The following is an 18142-nucleotide window of genomic DNA, read 5'->3' as shown; positions in this document are numbered from 1 at the left end:
CGCCGAAGGGCGCCGTTTTGCGTTGGCGCGCGTGGTTAACAAACCACTTATGCGAGCATGGAAATCCGAAGAATTTTCCTAAGGGTTGTTTGAAACCGTCCTGTTATACCAAGCATCACAGCTTGGTCTGCGCTGCCTTCCCGTGATCGGGGGCGACGCCCTCCCGGCGTGACGCGACCGGTCCTTTCGAGACCTCCGGTGCGGAAGTATGGGCTTGTTTTCCGGGATATCGGGCGCATGACGCACCCTCGGCAGGAGGTTGGAATGAATCTGATTGCAAACTTCGCGGTGCTCGCATCGCGGCGGACGATTTTCGATCTGCCGGTATGCGATCTCGGCTGGGATGATGCCCTCGTTTTCATCAACGAGTTGGCTTCGATTCCGGTCGGCCAGACCGTGGTTTGCTTCGTCAACGCCCACAATATGCTGACGGCGCTGCGCGACGACGAATATTATCGGATCATGTCGCACAATCTCGTTCTGCCTGACGGCATCGGCCTCAACATCGCGTCGCAGATCGCCCATGGCGGGCCGTTTCCCGCCAATCTGAACGGCACCGATTTCGTGCCGGCCTTCCTCACCTTCATGGAGGCTCCGCGCCGTATCGGTCTCATCGGCGGCACGCGTTCGGTCGTCGAGGCGGCGGCGGAAAACTTCCGCAAGCACACGCCCTGGCACGAGTTCGTCGTCGTTTCCGACGGCTATTTCGACAAGGTCAATTCCGGCCCGGTCATCGAGGAGATCGAGCGCCAGAAGCTCGATATCCTGATCGTCGGCATGGGAACGCCGCTGCAGGAGAAATGGGTTCACGACAATATCCGCGCCGATCATGCGCGCCTGGTGCTGACGGTGGGCGCGCTCTTCGACTTCGTCTCCGGCGCTGTTCCGCGCGCCCCGAAGACGGTGCGGATGATGCGCATGGAATGGGCCTATCGCCTGATACAGGAACCGGCGCGCCTCTGGCGCCGCTACATCATCGGCATTCCGGTCTTCCTCTTCCACGTGCTGCGATACCGCTTCCGCCGGCGCGAGAGAATTCTCAGCTATCCGGAAGAGCAGACCAGCGCACCGCAGCAGCAGCCGCGGCTGGATCACAAGAAGGCGAGCTGATTGTCATCAATCGCCGCGGTTTCCTTCCGTGCCTCGAAAAGATGCGCGGCGCTATCGTTTCTTGCCGCTGCGGTTAACCATTTCTTTGCCATGAATATTTAGAGTAGCTTAATCATCTGCATGTCGTGCGGATGAGCGAACTCGGCCATCATGTGCATGAGATGTGGCGCAATGTACGATATCAGGGCGAGAAGCAGCTTCCACAATCGCGCCGCCGCGGGCCGGCGTGCCGATGACGATCTTTATCGATCGCCCGGATCGAACGGGCCGGCTGTCGCGCCGCCTGAGGCGGAATTGCTGCGCGCCATCGGCCGCGCCCTCGAGGAGCAACGCGCAAGGGCAGCGCGCACGGCGCCGCTGGTCGACCGCATCGAAACCATTCTCGGCAATCGCCTGCGTGCCGCCAACGATGTCGGCCATCATCTTCCGCCGGGGCCTGCGCGCCATGACGCGCTGGCCGGCGAGCCGATGATCTCAATCGAACCGCCTGCTGAAATTTATCAAGAACCGGCCGAACTGCGCGCCACAGCGCCGCAACGCCGCGGGGGACGCTTTGGTCTGGCGGTGATGCTCGCCGCCGCAACGGCTCTCGGTGCAGGCCTGCCGGCGCTGATGCCGGCTCCCCCGGCGCTCTACCGTGCCGAGACGACGCTTGCGATAAAGACGGATGCCGCAAGCCGCGCCGCCTTCACCGAGGCTGCCGCAAAGGGGCTGCTGTCGGCACGGACGGTTTCTTCGACGGTCGCCGCCCTGAAGCTCGATCACGATCCCGAGTTTGCCGGCTCCAGCGCCAATGCGCTCGGCGTCGCACTCGATCTCCTGTCGGCCACGGGCGCTGCCGCCGATCCTGCCTCCCGGGCCGAGGCCGCGCTGAAGCACGCGGTCGAGATCCTGCCCGATGCGGCGGCCGGCACGATCCTCGTGAGGGTGACGACCGGCGACGGCGGCAAATCCACGCGCATCGCCGCAAGGCTTGCCGAAGCCGCCGGCGGCGACGGGCGAAGCGGCAACGCGGAGACCGATGCCGCCTTGCGCAAGGCCTATGACGATGCCAAGGCCGAGCTTGCCACCTTCACGGCAAAAAGCGGCGAAGGCAATGTCAAGGTGGCGATCGACCTCCGCCGTCAGATCGACGGGCTCGATGCCGATCTGAAAGAGGCTGAGCAGAACATCCTGACAGCGAAGGCGCAGGCCGATCGGCTGAAGGCCGCAAAGCTTGCCGAAGTGCTCGCCGGTTCGTTGCCCTCCGATATGCTTTCGCCGGCGCTGCAGGACTTGCGCGACAAATATGCCGTGGCCAAGACGACGCTGGCGCAGCTTTCCGCCGAGCTTGGCCCGCGCCATCCGCGCCTGCTGCAGCAGCAGACCGAAGCCGATGGTCTGAAGGAGAATATGAGCAAGGAGCTCACCCGTCTTGCCCAGGCCGCCAACACGGCCGCCAAGGCCGCTGTCGATGCCCGCAAGGCCCTGAATGACCGCCGCAACACGCTGATCGCCCAGAGCCGGGATACGGGCGTCGATTTGCCACGCCTGACCGAGCTGCGAGAAAAGGCGAATGCCGCGCGCTCGCGTCTGGAGGAGGCAACGTCCGCAGCGACGGGAACGGCCGCCGATGGTCGCATCGTTCTCCTGAAGCCGGCGTTCGCGACCGCAGTGTCGCGAACCGATGGTCTGACCTTCCGCTTGCTGGTCGGTGCCGCGGCGGGCCTTGCGATAGGCCTTGGCGCGGCATTCCTGCTGTGGCGCCGTAGGCCAGCCGTCGATCCCGCACGGGAGGATCAGCCGGTGTCCCGGCCGCACGCCGCGCCGTCGGTGCCCGTGCAGTCCTCTGCGCCGGTCGATGAAATGGACGTACTGCGCTCCGAGATCTCCGGCCTGCGCGACCGGCTTCGTATTCATGCGCGCGAAGCGCAGCACTGAACGAACATTTCCTTGCAAGTTTGATATTGCCTTGCCTCTTTCGGACAGGATAGGGCGTTAGCGGGCAATTGGCGCCCGCCGAACATCCATAGATTGGCGCGAAACAAGGCGGAGAGACGCGTGACGACAGTAATCGATGGCAAGAACGTAGCTGCATCCGTGATTCAGACGGTCAAGAGTGCAACGTCGGCGCTGGAAAAAAGCAGCGGCGTGACCACCGGTCTTGCGGTCATCATCGTCGGCGACGATCCGGCAAGCCATGCTTATGTCGGCTCCAAGAGCCGCATGGCCAAGGAATGCGGCTTCAAATCCGTCCAGCACACGCTGCCGGCCGAGACCAGCCAGGAGGAGCTCGCAGCCCTCGTCGCCACGCTCAACACCGATCCGTCGATCCATGGCATTCTGGTGCAACTGCCGCTGCCGAAGCCACTCGACAGCGAGCCGATCATCCAGTCGATCCTGCCGGAAAAGGACGTCGACGGCCTGAGCGTCGTCAATGCCGGCAAGCTCGCCACGGGCGATCTGAAGACCGGATTGGTTTCCTGCACGCCGGCCGGCGCCATGGTCTTCGTCCGCCGCACCCATGGCGAGGACCTCTCCGGCCTCAACGCCGTGGTCATCGGCCGCTCCAATCTGTTCGGCAAGCCGATGGCGCAATTGCTGCTCAACGCCAATGCGACGGTGACGATCGCTCACTCCAGGACCAAGAACCTCGCCGAGGTCTGCCGCAACGCCGATATTCTGGTTGCCGCCGTCGGCCGGCCGGAGATGGTCAAAGCGGATTGGGTCAAGCCGGGCGCGACGGTCATCGACGTAGGCATCAACCGCGTGGCCGCTCCCGACAGGGGCGAGGGCAAGACCCGGCTCGTCGGCGACGTTGCCTTCCTCGAAGTCTCCGAAGTCGCGAGCACCATTACCCCGGTTCCCGGCGGCGTCGGCCCGATGACCATCGCCATGCTGATGGCCAATACGGTCATCGCCGCCCATCGCGCCGCGGGGCAGACGCCGCCGCAGTTCTGATTAAAGCATGTCGCGCAAAAGTGTGCGGCGGTTTTGCCAGGCAAAGCGCTAAGCGCTTTTGCCGCAAACGACATGCGTAAAAGCAAAGGGCTAAAGCGCGAGGAGCGAATCTGAAAGATCGCGACGCGCTTTAGAGCTGCTGCGGGGCAGGGCCGGTCGAAGCCCTGACGATCAGCTCGGTCTTCCAGAGCTCCTGGTCGGGGAAGGGCCCGGCCTGCTTCACGGTGCCGATCAGCCGCTGGGCGATGCGCGCGCCCGCCGCCCGCAACGAAGAGCGTGTCGTCGTCAGCGGCACCGAGAAGCTCTCGGGCTTTAAGAGCGGCAGCACGTCGTCGTGGGCGATCAGAGAGATATCCTCGCCGAGGCGCAGTCCCGCTTGGTTGACCGCGCGGATCGCACCGAGCGCCAGCACCGTGCTGGAGCAGAGGATGGCGGTTGGCCGGTTCGGCAGTTGCAGGAACCGCTCCATCGCCAAGAGGCCCTGTTCGTCGGTCATCAAAGCATGGCTCATGCAGTCCTCGTCGAGGGTGAGGCCGCGTTCGGCAAGGGCTGATATGACGCCGTTCTTCCTGCGAATGGCGAAATCCAGATGCATCGGCCCGTTCATCAGCGCAAAGCGCGTATGGCCAAGCTGCAGCAACAGCCGCGTTGCATCGTAAAACGCTCCCTCATTGTCGATGTCGAGGAAGGGATAGTCCGGCTCGGATCCGAAAGAGCGGCCGTGCACGACATAGGGCATGGAGAGCGATTTCAGCATGGGAATGCGCGGATCGTGGCCGCGCATATAGGCGACGAACAACGCATCGACATTGCCGCTGATCGCAAGGCGCCGCAGCGCCGCCACCTCGTCATCGGGGTCGGACGGCATGATGACGAAATGGAAGTCGTGGCGGACGGACTCCTCGCCGAGGCCGGCCAGGAATTCGCCGAAATGCACGTCGGATTGATGGCCGGGCGCCGTCGGCATGACGAGACCGATCGAACCTGCCTTGCCGGTCGCAAGCCGCTGCGCCGCCTTGTTCGGCCGGTATCCGGTTTCCTTGACAGCTTGGAGCACGCGCTCCCGGGTCGCTTCGTTGACCTCGGGATAGCCGTTGAGCGCTCTGCTCACCGTCGTCTGCGACAGCCCCAGCAATTCCGATAGCTGTTTGAGATTCACCTGCTATGCTTCCTCCCGGCCCGCTCTGGCGCCGTCTGAAAAGGCGGGCCACCTCCCCGCGGCATCCAAAGCGCTTTCAATTATGTAGCATTTAGTGTGCTTGACTCAAGAAAAATCGCTCCATATTCCCCAATTGACGCAGCGTGGCTGCGCAATCCGCATGCCTATGGCGAGTTTTCGCAAAATGACTTGACTCCGTTCCACCGAAAATGGAATGAGTTGGTTGTCAAAGCGCTTTGAAATTTCCCTTTGAAGGAATTTGGCGCGGTTGGGATTGTGATGGGAGGTTGATCACATGAAGAAGACGTTTTTGATGGGCGTTGCCGTGGCGGCGCTTTTTGCTGGTGCTGCGTCCGCGGCCGATCTGAAATTTGCGCCCGGGCAGGATGCCAAGTTCAACTGGAAGAGCTATGACGAATTCAAGGCTGCCCATGCCGATCTGAAGGGCCAGCCGCTGACGATCTTCGGGCCGTGGCGCGGCGAGGACGAGGCGTTCTTCATGAGCGTTCTCGCCTATTTCACCGAAGCGACCGGCATCGAAGCCAAATACTCCTCGTCCGAAAACTACGAACAGCAGATCGTCATCGACACCCAGGCAGGCTCGCCGCCGAACATCGCCATTCTGCCGCAGCCGGGCCTTCTTGCCGATCTCGCCGGCAAGGGTTTCCTGACGCCGCTCGGCGACGACAATTCCAAGTGGATCAAGGATAATTACGGCGCCGGCGACAGCTGGGTCGGTTACGGCACCTACAAGGGCAAGGACGGCAAGGAATCCTTCTATGCCTTCCCCTACAAGGCCGATGTGAAGTCGCTCGTCTGGTATGTACCGGAGAATTTCGAGGAAGCCGGCTACAAGATTCCGACGACCATGGAAGAGCTGCACGCCCTGACCGATCAGATCGTCAAGGACGGCGGGGTTCCCTGGTGCATCGGCCTCGGTTCCGGCGGCGCCACCGGCTGGCCGGCGACCGACTGGGTCGAAGACATCATGCTGCGCATGCAGCCGCCGGAAGCCTACGACAAGTGGACGACGAACGAGCTGAAATTCACCGATCCGGCCGTCGTTGCCGCGATCGACGAATTCGGCAAGTTTGCCAAGAATGAGAAATACGTCGATGGCGGTGTCGCGGCTGTGGCCTCGACCGACTTCCGCGACAGCCCGAAGGGCCTCTTCGCCGTTCCGCCGAAGTGCTACATGCACCACCAGGCCTCGTTCATCCCGTCCTTCTTCCCGGAGGGCACGAAGCTCGGCCAGGATGCCGACTTCTTCTACATGCCGACCTATGCGTCGCATCCCGAACTCGGCAAGCCGGTTCTGGGCGCCGGCACGCTCGTCTCGATCGCCAAGGACTCGAAGGCCGCCCGCGCCTTCATCGACTTCCTCAAGACGCCGATCGCGCATGAGATCTGGATGGCGCAGTCGAGCTTCCTGACGCCTTACAAGGGTGTCAGCACCGAGGCTTACGCCAATCCGCAGATGAAGAAGGAAGGAGAGATTCTGACCTCCGCCACCACCTTCCGCTTCGACGGTTCCGACCTGATGCCGGGCAAGATCGGCGCCGGCGCCTTCTGGACGGGCATGGTCGATTTCGTCGGCGGCAAGTCCGCAGAAGAGGCCGCTGGCGAAATCCAGAGCGCCTGGGACGGCATCAAGTAATCTTCCGGAATTATGCCGCCGGCTTGCCGGCGGCATGGTCTGCATGAGTGGCCGGATTCAAAAGAGTCCGGCCATCCGAGGATACTGTGGTCAAGTGGGGCAGGCTTATTGACGATGACCGGCGCTGACCCGTCAGAATAAACCGGTCGGAATAAGATCAGGGGAAGCAGGGGAGGGACGTAATGCTGTCGCAGATAGTGTCCGCTTTGGGCGTCGTGGTCGTCGCCGTTTTCGCGTGCTCGGCCTATTTCTATTTTTCGAACAAGATCCTGGACCTGGCGCTGCCGGTAAAGGACGGTGACATTCGCACCGCATCGCGCAATCTCAATCGCCGTGCAGTCATCCGGCCGTGGCTGTTTCTCGGCCCGGCGCTCTTCCTGCTCTTCGTTTATCTCGTCTATCCCGTCGTCGCGACCTTCATCCTGTCCTTCTACGATCGCGCCGGCCTGCAGTTCGTCGGCCTCGCCAATTACAAATGGGCGATCGGCGACCGCGAATTCCGTCAGTCGATCTTCAACAACATCCTCTGGCTCGCCGTCGTGCCGGCCGCCTGCACCTTCTTCGGCCTCGTCATCGCCGTGATGACCGACCGCATCTGGTGGGGCAATATCGCCAAGAGCATCGTCTTCATGCCGATGGCGATCTCCTTCGTCGGCGCCTCGGTCATCTGGAAATTCATTTATGAATATCGCGGCGGCAACGATGTCCAGATCGGCCTGCTGAATGCCATCGTCCAGCTGTTCGGCGGCACGCCTGAAGTGTGGATCTCGGTTCCCTTCTGGAACAATTTCTTCCTGATGGTCATCCTGATCTGGATTCAGACCGGGTTCGCCATGGTCATCCTGTCGGCCGCTCTGCGCGGCATTCCCGAGGAGACGATCGAGGCCGCCGTCATCGACGGCGCCAATGGCTGGCAGATCTTCTGGCGCATTATGGTGCCGCAGGTCTGGGGCACCATCGCCGTCGTCTGGACGACGATCACCATCCTCGTCCTCAAGGTCTTCGACATCGTGCTGACCATGACCAACGGCCAATGGCAGACGATGGTGCTGGCGAACCTGATGTTCGACTGGATGTTCCGCGGCGGCGGCGATTCCGGCCGAAGCGCCGTCATCGCCATCATCATCATGCTCGCCGTCACGCCGATCATGATCTGGAACGTGCGCCGTGCCAACCGCGAACTGAAGGGCCATTGAGATGACCGCTGTCGGAAGCTACTTCAAGATCGGCCCCGCCCGGCTCTTCGTTCACCTTGCGGTTCTCTTGATCGTCATCGTCTGGCTCATCCCGACGCTCGGCATCTTCGTCAGCGCGCTGCGCGACAAGGACCAGATCGTCGTGTCCGGCTGGTGGACGTCCTTCGTCGGCTCGACGCAGACCGTTGCAGTGCGCCTGGGCACGCCTGACCAGCAACAGCAGGAAGGCGCCAACTACGTCATTTCGGGCAATGTGCTGGAAGGACAGACCGGCCGTTCCGTGAAAGCCTTCGGCAACCGCGTGCAGCAGCCGGCCGCCTACGATGCCGGCACGACCGCCGATCTCGGCGACGGCGAAACGCTGCAGATCAACAGCGACGGCAGCTATCGCTACATGAAGAACGCCGCCTTTTCGCCTGACGAGCGGCCGCGGCGCATCTACGTTTCCGTCTCGGCGCCGCCCGAATTCACGACGCAGAACTACAATACGGTTCTGAGAGGCGAAGGCATCGGCCAATCCTTCATCAATTCGCTGACGGTGACGATCCCGGCGACGATCATCCCGATCCTGATTGCCGCCTTCGCCGCCTATGCCTTGAGCTGGATGGAGTTTCCCGGCCGGGCGCTGCTGATTGCGCTCGTCGTCGGCCTCATCGTCGTGCCGCTGCAGATGTCGCTGATCCCGCTGCTGCGTCTCTATAACGAAGTCGGCAACATGCTCGGCCAGCCGTCGAAGACCTATCCCGGCATCTGGCTTGCCCATACCGCCTTCGGCATGCCGCTCGCCATCTTTCTCCTGCGGGCCTATATCGCCGGCCTGCCGAAGGAGATCATCGAATCCGCCCGCGTCGACGGCGCGAGCGATTTCGAGATCTTCACCCGCATCGTTTTGCCTTTGTCCTTCCCGGCGCTCGCCTCCTTCGCCATCTTCCAGTTCCTGTGGGTGTGGAACGACCTGCTCGTCGCCATGGTCTTCCTCGGCACCGACAAGGACCACATCGTGCTGACCGGCAGCCTGAACGCGCTGCTCGGCTCGCGCGGCGGCAACTGGGAGATTTTGACGGCGTCAGCCTTCGTCACCATCGTCGTGCCGCTGCTCGTCTTCTTCGGGCTGCAGCGTTATCTGGTGCGCGGTCTGCTGGCGGGCTCGGTCAAGGGAGGCTGATCATTCCCGAACGTGACTTCAGACAGGATATTCCATGAACGTGGCTCCCCAATCGATCTTGACCGCCGATAAGGACTGGTGGCGCGGCGCGGTGATCTATCAGATCTACCCGCGTTCCTACCAGGATTCGAACGGCGACGGCATCGGCGACCTGAAGGGCATCACCGCCCGCCTGCCGCATGTGGCAAGCCTCGGCGCCGATGCGATCTGGATCTCGCCCTTCTTCACCTCGCCGATGCGGGATTTCGGCTACGACGTTTCCGATTATGAGAACGTCGATTCGATTTTCGGCACGCTGGTGGATTTCGACACGCTGATATCGGAAGCCCATCGCCTCGGCATCCGGGTGATGATCGACCTCGTCATCTCCCACAGCTCGGATCAGCACCCCTGGTTCGTCCAGAGCCGCTCCAGCAAGACCAACGCCAAGGCCGACTGGTATGTCTGGGCCGATGCCAAGCCGGACGGCACGCCGCCGAACAATTGGCTCTCGATCTTCGGTGGCTCGGCATGGGCGTGGGATCCGACGCGCATGCAATATTACCTGCATAATTTCCTGACCTCGCAGCCGGACATGAACCTGCATAATCCCGAGGTGCAGGACCGTCTGCTCGACGTCGTACGCTTCTGGCTCAACCGCGGCGTCGACGGCTTCCGCCTCGACACCATCAATTTCTATTTCCACGACCCGCTCCTGCGCGACAACCCGGCGCTTGCCCCCGAAAGGCGCAACGCCTCGACCGCGCCGGCGGTCAATCCCTATAATTTCCAGGAGCATATCTACGACAAGAACCGCCCGGAGAATCTTGCCTTCCTCAAGCGCTTCCGCGCCGTTCTCGAGGAATACCCGGCGATTGCCGCCGTCGGCGAGGTGGGCGATAGCCAGCGCGGGCTGGAAATCGTCGGCGAATACACGTCCGGCAACGACAAGATGCACATGTGCTACGCCTTCGAATTCCTGGCGCCCGATCCGCTGACGCCGGAGCGCGTCGAGGAGGTGATGCAGGATTTCGAAGCCGCCGCACCCGATGGCTGGGCCTGCTGGGCCTTCTCCAACCACGACGTCGTGCGCCATGTCAGCCGCTGGGGCGGACTGGTTGCCGATCACGACGCTTTCGCCAAGCTCTATGCCTCGCTGCTTTTGACGCTGCGCGGCTCGGTCTGCCTCTATCAGGGCGAGGAACTGGCGCTGACGGAGGCCGATCTCGCCTATCAGGATCTGCAGGATCCCTACGGCATCCAGTTCTGGCCGGAATTCAAGGGCCGCGACGGCTGCCGCACGCCGATGGTCTGGGACAGCCACGTCGCCCAGGGCGGCTTCTCAACCGTCAAGCCCTGGCTGCCGGTGCCGGTCGAACACATCCTGCGCGCCGTCAACGTCCAGCAGGGCGACGAGACTTCCGTGCTCGAGCACTACCGCCGCTTCATCGCCTTCCGCAAGCTTCACCCGGCCTTTGCCAAGGGCGAGATCGAATTCGAGGAGGTGCAGGGCGAGACTCTGGTCTTCACCCGCGAATATGGCGATGAGAAGCTGCTCTGCATCTTCAACATGAGCCCGGCCGAAACGGGCGTCACGCTGCCTGCCGGTGAATGGCAGGCATTGACGGGCCATGGCTTTACCAGCAACAACTATGGCGACAAGATCGATATTCCGGCCTGGGGGGCGTATTTCGCCCGTCTCGCCTAAGGATCAGGAGGGGAGAGAGAAATGACTGGACTGACGCTGAAGGATATTCGCAAATCCTACGGTTCCGTGGACGTTCTCCACGGCATCGACCTCGATATCAAGCAAGGCGAATTCATCGTCTTCGTCGGTCCGTCCGGCTGCGGCAAATCCACGCTTCTGCGCATGATCGCCGGTCTCGAGGCGATCACCGGCGGCGAGATGTATATCGACGGCCAGCTCGTCAACGACGTGCCGCCCTCCAAGCGCGGCATCGCCATGGTCTTCCAGTCCTACGCGCTCTACCCGCACATGACCGTCTACGACAACATGGCCTTCGGCATGAAGATCGCCGGCGAAAGCAAGCAGGAGATCGACCGCCGCGTCCGTGCGGCGGCCGAGAGCCTACAGCTGACCAAATATCTCGACCGCCTGCCGAAGGCGCTTTCCGGCGGCCAGCGCCAGCGCGTGGCGATTGGCCGCGCCATCTGCCGCGATCCGAAGGTCTTCCTGTTCGACGAGCCGCTGTCGAACCTCGATGCCGCGCTGCGCGTCGCGACCCGCATCGAGATCGCCCGCCTCAACGAGCAGATGGCCGATACGACGATGATCTACGTCACCCACGATCAGGTCGAGGCGATGACACTCGCCGACCGCATCGTCGTCCTCTCCGCCGGCAATATCGAGCAGGTCGGCGCGCCGCTGGAGCTTTACGAGCGCCCCGCCAACCTCTTCGTCGCGAAATTCATCGGTTCGCCGGCCATGAACATCATCCCCGCGACGATCACTGCAACCGGCAATGAGACGACCGTGACGCTGACCGGCGGCATGTCGGTGACGCTCGATATCGCGACCGACACCTCCGAGAAGGGCAAGCAGGCGAGCTTCGGCGTCCGTCCCGAGGATCTGAGGATCGCCGACGGCGCCGACTATGTTTTCGAGGGCGAGGTCTCGATCGTCGAGGCGCTCGGCGAAGTGACGCTGCTTTACATCGAAGGTCTTGTCCCCGGCGAGCCGATCGTCGTCAAGCTGCCCGGCATCTACGATGTCCACAAGGGCCAGAAGATGCGGTTTGCCGCCGACCGGCAGAAACTGCATCTCTTCGACGCGAGCGGCCACACTTACAGGAAATGAGCGAGCCATTTTTGGGGTAATAATCCCGGGAATTATACTTGGCGGAGCGAATTATCACTTTCTGTTAAAGATCGGCTGCTACCTTTTCCCAGTCAATTTATGAGGGGGATAAGCACGTGGCCGCTTCCAATCCGTCACAGCCAAAGTCTCATTTCCTGAGCAAGGAAGAATCCTTCATGTATGACCGCGAAGCGCGGTTCAAAATGGAGGACACAATGAATGCCGCGCGCATCGAATATACGGAAAAGGGCGTCATGCACGCGGCGTCGCGCCGCTGCGACATCGTCCGTATTTCGATGAGTAGCGCGACGCTCGCCATTCTGACCCAGTTCAGCCTGCCGAAGCAGTTCTATCTGGATATTCCGGATGCGCGCATCACCAAGGTCGGCTGCCTGCTGATGAAGGTGAATGCCAACAACACGATCGAAGTCCGTTTCCTGCGCCTGTTGACGCAGAAGGAGCTGAACAAGATCTTCGTCTACAGCACGCACCCGGCGCACAAGGATTACGTCCTCGATATCCGCGCCTGACGGACAGCCGGACTGACAATAAAGAAAACCCGCGGGACGCTTCGCGCCTCGCGGGTTTTTGCTTGTTTGCGTTGGTCGCGTTCAGTGGAAGAGAACGCTGGCCCCCTGATCCGAGGCGCCGACGGCGCGGCGGAACGGCGCGAAGAGCTCGCGGCCCATGCCGAATTCATTGTCGGAGAGATCGACGGTCACCGGTTCGCGCTCGGCCATGTCGGCCGCATCGACCAGCACTTCCAGCGTTCCCTTGATCGCGTCCAGGCGAATGATGTCGCCGTTCTTGATGCGGGCGATCGGGCCGCCATCGACCGCTTCCGGGGTGACGTGGATCGCCGCCGGCACCTTGCCGGATGCGCCGGACATGCGCCCGTCGGTCAGAAGCGCCACGCGGAAGCCGCGGTCCTGCAGCACGCCGAGCGGCGGCGTCAGCTTGTGCAGTTCCGGCATGCCGTTCGCCTTCGGTCCCTGGAAGCGCACGACCGCGACGAAATCGCGGTTGAGCTTGCCTTCCTTGAAGGCGTCCTGCAGTTCCTGCTGGCTGTGGAAGACGATCGCCGGCGCCTCGATGACATGGCGCTCCGGCTTGACGGCGGAGATCTTGATGACCGCCTTGCCGAGATTGCCGCGCAGCATCTTCAATCCGCCATTCGCCTGGAAAGGCGTCTCGATGCTGGAGAGCACCTTCGGATCATGGCTCTTTTCCGGCGACGGCTCGCGGAGCACGGTGCTGTTTTCGCCGAGACGGGCATCGACCGTATAGGCTTCTAGACCCTGGCCAAAGACCGTGCGCACGTCGTCATGCACCAGGCCTTGCTTCAGGAGCTCCTTGATGAGGAAGCCCATGCCGCCGGCCGCCTGGAAATGGTTCACGTCGGCAAGTCCGTTCGGATAGACGCGCGCAAGCAGCGGCACGACTTCCGAAAGCTCGGCGATGTCCTGCCAGGTGAGCTGGATGCCGGCTGCCCGCGCCATGGCGACGAGGTGCAGCGTGTGGTTGGTCGAACCGCCGGTCGCATGCAGGCCGACGACGCCGTTGACGATCGAGCGCTCGTCGATCATCTCGCCCGCCGGCGTGAACTCGTTGCCGAGCGCGGTGATCGCCAGCGCCCGCTTGGCGGCTTCGCGCGTCAGCGCTTCGCGCAGCGGCGTGCCGGGATTGATGAAGGAGGAGCCCGGCATGTGGAAGCCCATGATCTCCATCAGCATCTGGTTGGAATTGGCCGTGCCGTAAAAGGTGCAGGTGCCGGGGCCGTGATAGGATTTCGATTCCGCCTCCAGGAGCTCGGCGCGGCCGACCTTGCCCTCGGCAAAAAGCTGGCGCACGCGCGACTTCTCGTCGTTGGGCAGGCCCGTCGTCATCGGACCGGCCGGAACGAAGATCGACGGCAGATGCCCGAAGGAGAGGGCGGCGATGACGAGGCCCGGCACGATCTTGTCGCAGACGCCGAGAAAGAGGGCGGCATCGAACATGTTGTGCGAGAGGCCGACGCCGGCGGCCATGGCGATCAGGTCGCGCGAGAAGAGCGAGAGCTCCATGCCCGGCTGCCCCTGGGTGACGCCGTCGCACATGGCGGGCACGCCGCCGGCCACCTGGGCGACGCCGCCGGCCTCGGCGGCCGCCTCGCGGATGATCGCGGGGTAGGTCTCGAACGGCTGATGGGCCGAGAGCATATCGTTATAGGCGGTGATGATGCCGAGATTGGGAATGCGGTCGCCGGCGAGCGCGTCCTTCTCGGCGGGGGAACAGACTGCGAAGCCATGGGCGAGATTGGCGCAGCCGAGTACCGAGCGCTGGACACCTTGGGACGCTGCGGCGCGCAGGCGTTCCAGATAGCGCTCGCGGGTCGGCTTCGAGCGTTCGACAATACGGTTCGTGATCGCAGCAATGCGTGCGTGAGCGGACATGGAAAATCCCTGCCTTGTTCTGGTTCGTCTCTGTCTGTTCGCTGGTTCCGGCGGCCTGTCGGGCCGTGTCAGGGAGCCCAGTAGATCTCGACCGGGGAAGTGGCCCGGCGCAGAACGGCGCGGATCGGCATTTCTGCCTCGTCACCGCTGCCTTCCGCCTTGGCGAGAACGTCTTTTTTGCCTTCGCCCTCAATATGGAGAATGAGAAGTTTGGCATCTTCGAGAGCGGAGAAGGTGAATGTCAGGCGTGGCTCGCCGGCTCCTTCCGCTTCCATGGTGATGATGCCGCGCGGCGTCTGCGCATCGAGCGCGAGGCGCAGATTGCTGCCGCCGGGGAAGAACGACGCCGTATGGCCGTCTCCGCCCATGCCGAGGATGACGACATCGAAAGGGATGCCGATCTCGGCGCTTTTCGCCGTTGCAAGCCTTGCTGCCTCCTCGACGGAAGCCGCCGGCTGGTAGAGCGGCACGAAACGGGCCGCTTTGGCCTTGTTCTGAAGAAGATTGGCATCGACCAGCAGGTGGTTCGAGCGCGCATTGTCGGCCGGCACGAAGCGTTCGTCGACGAGGGTGATCGTCACCTTGTCCCAGGCGATGTCGCGCGTCGACAGCACCTGGAAGAAGACTTTCGGCGTCGAGCCGCCGGAAACGGCGATGGAGGCCGCTCCGCGGGCGGCGATCGCCGCCGAAAGTGTGTTAGCGACCTTATCGGCGAGACTGTCGGCGAGGTCTGCGGCACTGGCGAAGGAATGCAGGGTCGATGCCATCGATGTCTTCCTAGATGTTGTCGTGCCAGGTGCGGCCGTCACGCTCGATCAGTGCGATGGCCTGGCTCGGGCCCCAGGTGCCGGCCGTATAGCCCTGCACCTGCTGGCCGGTCGTTTCCCAACCCTTGAGGATCGGATCGACCCATTTCCATGCGGCTTCGACTTCGTCGCGGCGCATGAACAGGGTCTGGTTGGAGCGGATCACGTCCATCAGCAGACGCTCGTAGGCGTCGGGATTGCGGACATTGAAAGCCTGGGCGAAGCTCATGTCGAGCGAAACATTGCGCAGCCGCATGCCGCCCGGGCCCGGATCCTTGATCATCAGCGACTGCTTGACGCCTTCGTCCGGCTGCAGGCGGATGATCAGCTGGTTCTGGCTGATGCGGCCGGCGGCCTGGTCGAAGATCGCATGCGGGATCGATTTGAAGGTGATGACGATTTCCGAAACGCGGCCGGCAAGGCGCTTGCCGGTTCTGATGTAGAAGGGAACGCCCGCCCAGCGCCAGTTGTTGATCTCGGCCTTGATGGCGACGAAGGTCTCGGTGTTGGAGACGCCGCCTTCGAGCTCTTCGAGATAGCCTTTGACCGGGCCGCTGCCCGATGCGCCGGCGCGATACTGGCCGCGCACCGTCGCCTGCTCGACATTGGAGGCGTCGAGCGGCTTCAGCGCCCGCAGCACCTTCAGCTTTTCGTCGCGGACGGCTTCCGAATCCATCGAGGAGGGCACTTCCATCGCCGTCAGGCAGAGGAGCTGCAGGATGTGGTTCTGCACCATGTCGCGCAGGGCGCCGGCAGTATCGTAATAGCCGGCGCGCCCTTCGAGGCCGACGGCTTCGGCAACGGTGATCTGCACGTGGTCGATATAGTTGGCATTCCACAGCGGCTCGTAGAGCGCATTGGCAAAGCGCAGCGCCATCAGGTTCTGCACCGTTTCCTTGCCGAGATAATGGTCGATGCGGAAGATCTGCTCTTCCTTGAAGGCGCGGCCGATATTGTCGTTGAGCTGCAGGGCAGACGCCAGATCGCGGCCGATCGGCTTTTCGACGACGATGCGAGTCGACTTCGTAATGAGCTTGTGGTCGTGAATCTTCTGGGCGATATCGCCGAAAATGCCGGGCGCCACCGCGAGGTAGAAGGCGCGCACGCGATCCTTGCTCTCATCGAGCAGCTTCTTCAGCTGATCCCAGCCGGTATCCGAACGCGCATCGACCGAGACGTAGTAGAGACGGGCGCAGAACTTCTCCACTTCCGTGTCGTTATATTCGCCCTTCTTCAAGTGCTCCTTGAGCGCGTCGCGGGCGAACTTGCGGTATTCCTCATGCGTCAGCGGGCTGCGCGAGGCGCCGATCACGCGGGTCGGTTCGCCGAACTGGCCTTCGATCTGACGATGATAGAGGGCGGGCAGCAACTTGCGCTCGGCAAGATCGCCGCTGCCGCCGAAGACGACGTAATCAAAAGGCTCAACGGGAATGATCTGGCTGCTCATGAGCTTGTCTCTCAATCATGCTGGTTGACGGCCCTTTTAATCTAATCGATTTAAAAAAGCCAGTGTGCAGTGCAATGAATCTGTCAGGCACCGGTTTTAGAGCGAATTTCCCGAAGAGGAAATCCGCAATCGGACTAAAACTTGTCGCGAAGGGCAAACCACGACAAGGCAAGGAAAAGCAACGGCGCCCGCATGCGGGCTCCGCCGGGAAAGGCTGGAATATCGAGCGATTTGAACAGGTCGAGATCGCCGGATTTGCCAAGCACCGCTTCCGCGTAGAGCTTGCCACAATAGTTTGACAGCATGACGCCATGGCCGGAATAACCGCCGATCGAGGTGACGCCGGGCATGACCTCGCGCACGAAGAGTTCGCGCGGCATGGTGATGCCGACCGAGCCGCCCCAGGCATGGGTGATTTCGATGTCTTTCAGGGCGGGATAGATCTCGCTGATCTGCCTGCGGATATGCTGCGAAATGTCTCGCGGATTGTCTGCCGTATAGGCCTCGCGCCCGCCGAACAGCAGGCGGCCTTCGAATTTGCGGAAGTAGCGCACGACGAAGCGCGAATCGGCCACGGCCTCGCCCCCCGGCAGCACGTCGGGATGCCCGTCGAGCGGAACGGTGGCTCCGATGAAGGAGCGTATCGGCATGACATGGCTTGCCGTCACCGGCTCCAGATTGCCGATATGACCGTTGCAGGCGATCAGCGCCCGATCTGCGGTGATCGTCCCTCTCTCGGTTTCGATCGTCACCTTGCCGCCGCCCTGACGGAGCGCCGTTGCCTTGGTCATCTCGAAGATATCAGCGCCCGCATTGGCGGCGACCCGGGCGAGCCCGATCAGCAGCTTCAGCGGATGGATATGGCCGGTGCCGACATCGCGCACGCCGCAGTGGAAGCGCTTCGAGCCGAGCCTTTCCTGTGTCTCTTTCCCGTCCATGAAGCTGATATGCGGATAGTCGTAGCGTTGCGCGGCGATCTCGGCATTCTGACGATAGTCGCGTTCGTAGCTCGCCTTGTGGGCGACGTTGAGCTGGCCGGGCACGAAGTCGATCTCGATCTGATGCTCTCTTGCGAAATCGAGGAGATGGTGCTTGGCCGCCTCGGCAACATCGAACAGCGCCTTCGAGCGTTGGTAGCCGATCTTTTCCTCGAGCTCTTCCGGCCACCACCGCTGGCCGGTGCCGAGCTGGCCGCCATTGCGCCCGGACGCCCCGTCGCCGAAGCGGCAGGCCTCGATCAGGACCACCGAAACGCCTGACTTGGCGAGATTATAGGCGGCCTGCAGACCGGTATAGCCGCCGCCGACAATGGCGACGTCGCATGTTCTCGACCCGTCGAGAGCGGGATAGGTCGGCCGCTCGCCGACCGTTGCCTGATACCAGGATAGCCCGGGCGCGATCGGGCTCTGCCACATCTCCTGCGATGCCATGAT

Annotated in this window: 14 protein-coding genes; 9 read left to right on the top strand and 5 right to left on the bottom strand. The window is 62.5% G+C overall.

Translation table 11 applies throughout. From position 1 onward, the window contains the following. Positions 1–264 precede the first annotated feature (264 nt). The 3 genes from CO670_RS02825 (at position 265) to folD (ending at position 4050) form a co-directional block, all read left to right on the top strand. Positions 265–1110, top strand: a complete 846-nt coding sequence (locus CO670_RS02825) for a WecB/TagA/CpsF family glycosyltransferase (RefSeq protein WP_088688837.1) — start codon at positions 265–267, stop codon at positions 1108–1110. Positions 1111–1281: 171 nt separating this feature from the next. Further along, positions 1282–3030, top strand: a complete 1749-nt coding sequence (locus CO670_RS02820) for a succinoglycan biosynthesis protein exop (RefSeq protein WP_097588883.1) — start codon at positions 1282–1284, stop codon at positions 3028–3030. 120 nt (positions 3031–3150) lie between these two features. Continuing rightward, positions 3151–4050 (top strand): bifunctional methylenetetrahydrofolate dehydrogenase/methenyltetrahydrofolate cyclohydrolase FolD, encoded by a 900-nt coding sequence (folD, locus tag CO670_RS02815; RefSeq protein ID WP_097588882.1) that lies wholly within the window; start codon positions 3151–3153, stop codon positions 4048–4050. Between the two features lie 130 nt (positions 4051–4180). Here folD and CO670_RS02810 read toward each other — a convergent pair whose 3' ends face one another. Beyond that, complete coding sequence (locus CO670_RS02810) at positions 4181–5209, bottom strand: substrate-binding domain-containing protein (protein WP_097588881.1); 1029 nt, start codon at positions 5207–5209, stop codon at positions 4181–4183. A 295-nt stretch (positions 5210–5504) separates the two neighbouring features. Between CO670_RS02810 and CO670_RS02805 the strand changes: the two genes are divergently transcribed. From CO670_RS02805 to CO670_RS02780, 6 genes are all read left to right on the top strand, one after another. Beyond that, positions 5505–6866, top strand: coding sequence for an ABC transporter substrate-binding protein (locus CO670_RS02805; protein WP_097588880.1), 1362 nt, complete (start codon positions 5505–5507; stop codon positions 6864–6866). Between the two features lie 182 nt (positions 6867–7048). Beyond that, a complete protein-coding gene (locus CO670_RS02800; RefSeq protein ID WP_088688832.1) occupies positions 7049–8062 on the top strand; it encodes a sugar ABC transporter permease in 1014 nt (337 codons plus the stop codon). A 1-nt stretch (position 8063) separates the two neighbouring features. Beyond that, positions 8064–9227 carry a carbohydrate ABC transporter permease gene (locus CO670_RS02795; protein ID WP_088688831.1) on the top strand — a complete coding sequence of 388 codons (1164 nt, stop codon included), beginning with the start codon at positions 8064–8066 and terminating at the stop codon, positions 9225–9227. Between the two features lie 34 nt (positions 9228–9261). Beyond that, positions 9262–10914, top strand: a complete 1653-nt coding sequence (locus CO670_RS02790; protein WP_097588879.1) for an alpha-glucosidase — start codon at positions 9262–9264, stop codon at positions 10912–10914. A 21-nt stretch (positions 10915–10935) separates the two neighbouring features. After that, positions 10936–12024, top strand: a complete 1089-nt coding sequence (gene ugpC, locus CO670_RS02785) for a sn-glycerol-3-phosphate ABC transporter ATP-binding protein UgpC (protein ID WP_088688829.1) — start codon at positions 10936–10938, stop codon at positions 12022–12024. A 176-nt stretch (positions 12025–12200) separates the two neighbouring features. Next, on the top strand, positions 12201–12554 hold the full coding sequence (locus CO670_RS02780; RefSeq protein ID WP_020920408.1) for a hypothetical protein: 354 nt from the start codon (positions 12201–12203) through the stop codon (positions 12552–12554). 81 nt (positions 12555–12635) lie between these two features. Here CO670_RS02780 and edd read toward each other — a convergent pair whose 3' ends face one another. From edd to CO670_RS02760, 4 genes are all read right to left on the bottom strand, one after another. Further along, complete coding sequence (edd, locus tag CO670_RS02775) at positions 12636–14456, bottom strand: phosphogluconate dehydratase (RefSeq protein WP_088688828.1); 1821 nt, start codon at positions 14454–14456, stop codon at positions 12636–12638. A gap of 68 nt (positions 14457–14524) precedes the next feature. Then, positions 14525–15223, bottom strand: coding sequence for a 6-phosphogluconolactonase (pgl, locus tag CO670_RS02770; RefSeq protein WP_088688827.1), 699 nt, complete (start codon positions 15221–15223; stop codon positions 14525–14527). A 10-nt stretch (positions 15224–15233) separates the two neighbouring features. Next, complete coding sequence (gene zwf / locus CO670_RS02765; protein WP_097588878.1) at positions 15234–16709, bottom strand: glucose-6-phosphate dehydrogenase; 1476 nt, start codon at positions 16707–16709, stop codon at positions 15234–15236. 134 nt (positions 16710–16843) lie between these two features. Beyond that, on the bottom strand, positions 16844–18139 hold the full coding sequence (locus tag CO670_RS02760; protein WP_097588877.1) for an FAD-binding oxidoreductase: 1296 nt from the start codon (positions 18137–18139) through the stop codon (positions 16844–16846). Between the last annotated feature and the right edge of the window lie 3 nt (positions 18140–18142).

This window comes from Rhizobium sp. J15, from assembly GCF_002531825.1.
Classification (GTDB): domain Bacteria; phylum Pseudomonadota; class Alphaproteobacteria; order Rhizobiales; family Rhizobiaceae; genus Rhizobium.
Note: the sequence above shows the minus strand (reverse complement) of the source record. Positions and strands in the feature narration are given on the sequence as shown.

What these genes read in the sequence shown, in the direction of transcription:
- CO670_RS02825 (WP_088688837.1), top strand. Translation starts at nt 265, where the DNA reads ATGAATCTGATTGCAAACTTCGCGGTGCTCGCATCGCGGCGGACGATT.
- CO670_RS02820 (WP_097588883.1), top strand. Translation starts at nt 1,282, where the DNA reads ATGTACGATATCAGGGCGAGAAGCAGCTTCCACAATCGCGCCGCCGCG.
- CO670_RS02805 (WP_097588880.1), top strand. Translation starts at nt 5,505, where the DNA reads ATGAAGAAGACGTTTTTGATGGGCGTTGCCGTGGCGGCGCTTTTTGCT.
- CO670_RS02800 (WP_088688832.1), top strand. Translation starts at nt 7,049, where the DNA reads ATGCTGTCGCAGATAGTGTCCGCTTTGGGCGTCGTGGTCGTCGCCGTT.
- CO670_RS02795 (WP_088688831.1), top strand. Translation starts at nt 8,064, where the DNA reads ATGACCGCTGTCGGAAGCTACTTCAAGATCGGCCCCGCCCGGCTCTTC.
- CO670_RS02790 (WP_097588879.1), top strand. Translation starts at nt 9,262, where the DNA reads ATGAACGTGGCTCCCCAATCGATCTTGACCGCCGATAAGGACTGGTGG.
- ugpC (WP_088688829.1), top strand. Translation starts at nt 10,936, where the DNA reads ATGACTGGACTGACGCTGAAGGATATTCGCAAATCCTACGGTTCCGTG.
- CO670_RS02780 (WP_020920408.1), top strand. Translation starts at nt 12,201, where the DNA reads ATGTATGACCGCGAAGCGCGGTTCAAAATGGAGGACACAATGAATGCC.
- edd (WP_088688828.1), bottom strand. Translation starts at nt 14,456, where the DNA reads ATGTCCGCTCACGCACGCATTGCTGCGATCACGAACCGTATTGTCGAA.
- pgl (WP_088688827.1), bottom strand. Translation starts at nt 15,223, where the DNA reads ATGGCATCGACCCTGCATTCCTTCGCCAGTGCCGCAGACCTCGCCGAC.
- zwf (WP_097588878.1), bottom strand. Translation starts at nt 16,709, where the DNA reads ATGAGCAGCCAGATCATTCCCGTTGAGCCTTTTGATTACGTCGTCTTC.
- CO670_RS02760 (WP_097588877.1), bottom strand. Translation starts at nt 18,139, where the DNA reads ATGGCATCGCAGGAGATGTGGCAGAGCCCGATCGCGCCCGGGCTATCC.